Origin of the sequence: Arachidicoccus sp. (genome assembly GCF_050436765.1) — a bacterium.
Taxonomy (GTDB): domain Bacteria; phylum Bacteroidota; class Bacteroidia; order Chitinophagales; family Chitinophagaceae; genus Arachidicoccus.
In genome coordinates this window covers 1-1,655 of the sequence record NZ_JBNQGD010000154.1, presented here as the reverse complement: position 1 = coordinate 1,655, position 1,655 = coordinate 1, and the positions used below count along the sequence as shown (strand labels likewise).

2 protein-coding genes are annotated in these 1,655 nt (G+C 34.2%); both read left to right on the top strand.

Translation table 11 applies throughout. The annotated features are described in order from the left end of the window. The first annotated feature begins 735 nt into the window (after positions 1 to 735). Positions 736 to 1,305 carry an RNA polymerase sigma factor gene (locus tag ACQR30_RS06655; RefSeq protein ID WP_429733048.1) on the top strand — a complete coding sequence of 190 codons (570 nt, stop codon included), beginning with the start codon at positions 736 to 738 and terminating at the stop codon, positions 1,303 to 1,305. 69 nt (positions 1,306 to 1,374) lie between these two features. Next, a partial coding sequence (locus ACQR30_RS06650) for a hypothetical protein (protein WP_429733045.1) occupies positions 1,375 to 1,655 on the top strand: 281 nt, incomplete at its 3' end.

Sequence of the window (1,655 nt, the reverse complement as noted above, 5' to 3'; positions counted from 1 at the left end):
TAAACCATTACGCCTTAATGGCCGCCCTTGTTTGCAGATAATTCCTGTCACTTAAAGATAAATCTGTCGTGGAAGAAGCCCTGTTTTTTTGACTGCATAAAAGGATTACCCGAACTTGTTTTGATAAAAGACATCGCGTACCTGCCCTCATGCGTGTTAAAACGCAGTTGATTATTATTATTAAAATAATGATGATTCATTTCGCCCAAAACTTAAACATTTTTATCTACAGATGCTGGCGGCCTTCTGGCTTACATAAAAAAACGAATCGGTCTAAATCCTGTTTGCGCAATATCTATTGCGGCTTCTTACACTATGAAAGAATACGCCCCTGGCCGCCTCTTTATACAAAATCAGACGCTCCTTCTATTTACAACGCCAAGCACCAATAGCTACGTATTATTTCAGATCCGTTAGAAGGAAGTATTTGTTTATCCCTATGCAAAAGCGTAGATATTGCCCGTCCATCAGCAACCGACGCAAAATATATTTTCAAAGGGCGTATTCTTAAGAACCACTAAAAAAAGTAATGTTAAAAAATGTTTATTATCTCAATATGTCATACATTTATGCAAATAAGTGTTAACATTTTAACTAATTATTACAAATAAAATAATAGAAAGTGTAAGCTGCATATAATATTTCCAGATTCAAATTTTATCAATTAGCAACGAAGCTATTTTTTTTAATTATAATACGCAAACGTTTACACTGCATCATTATGATACAAAACGGATGAAAATAAATTCGATGGCCAATAAATATAAGTCGTTTAGCGAAGGCACATTATTGAAATATTTACAACAAGGCGATGAGAAGGCTTTCACCGAATTATATAACAGATATTGGGAATGGGTCTTTACTATTGCTTTAGCAAAAGTGGGCGATTTCAATGACGCAGAAGAAATAGTGCAAAACATATTTTTCGAGCTTTGGAAGCGAAGACAAAAACTATCCGTTCAAGGCAATTTAAAGTGCTATTTGGCTGGCGCAGTTAAGTATAAAGTATATACACATTTCGCAAATAAGCAAAAACAGGCTCTTAAGATGAGAGAAATAGCGATCGTAACAACCAGCAATGCTACTGAAGATTGGATTAATTATGAATCCTTACGCGCCGATCTGGAACGAAGTATTTTAGAGTTACCAGAAAAATGCAGACTAGTGTATAGGCTAAATCGAGAAGCAGGCCTCAGTGGAAGACAAATTTCGAATCAACTGAATATTTCTCAAAAAACGGTAGAAAATCATATGTCAAAAGCATTAGGTCATTTACGCTCCGCACTTAAAAAATTTATATTTTAATATTTATTTTAGGGCGGCATAGGGGTTTTGTTAAAAAAGTGTAGACTCTAAATAAACACTTTTTTATAAATGAATCATCCTAGTGAAGAGCAAATAGGTATTTGGGCTGAGCAATATCTAAAGGGAACTATCTCTGAGAAGGAAAAAGCATTGTTAGAGCAATGGTACGATTCATTGACTTATGAAAATATACAATGGGCTGACTATAAATTAAATTTACACAGAGATGTAAAAGCAGATATTTTATATAAACTAAAGCAACAAATTCAGAAAGGAAACAAACAGTTTTATATAACACGACTCTTTTCTGCGGCTGCGATATTGTTATTGCTATTGTTAGGGACCTTCTT

Excerpts from the sequence above, each read along its gene's own strand:
- ACQR30_RS06655 (WP_429733048.1), top strand. The coding sequence starts at position 736 with ATGAAAATAAATTCGATGGCCAATAAATATAAGTCGTTTAGCGAAGGC.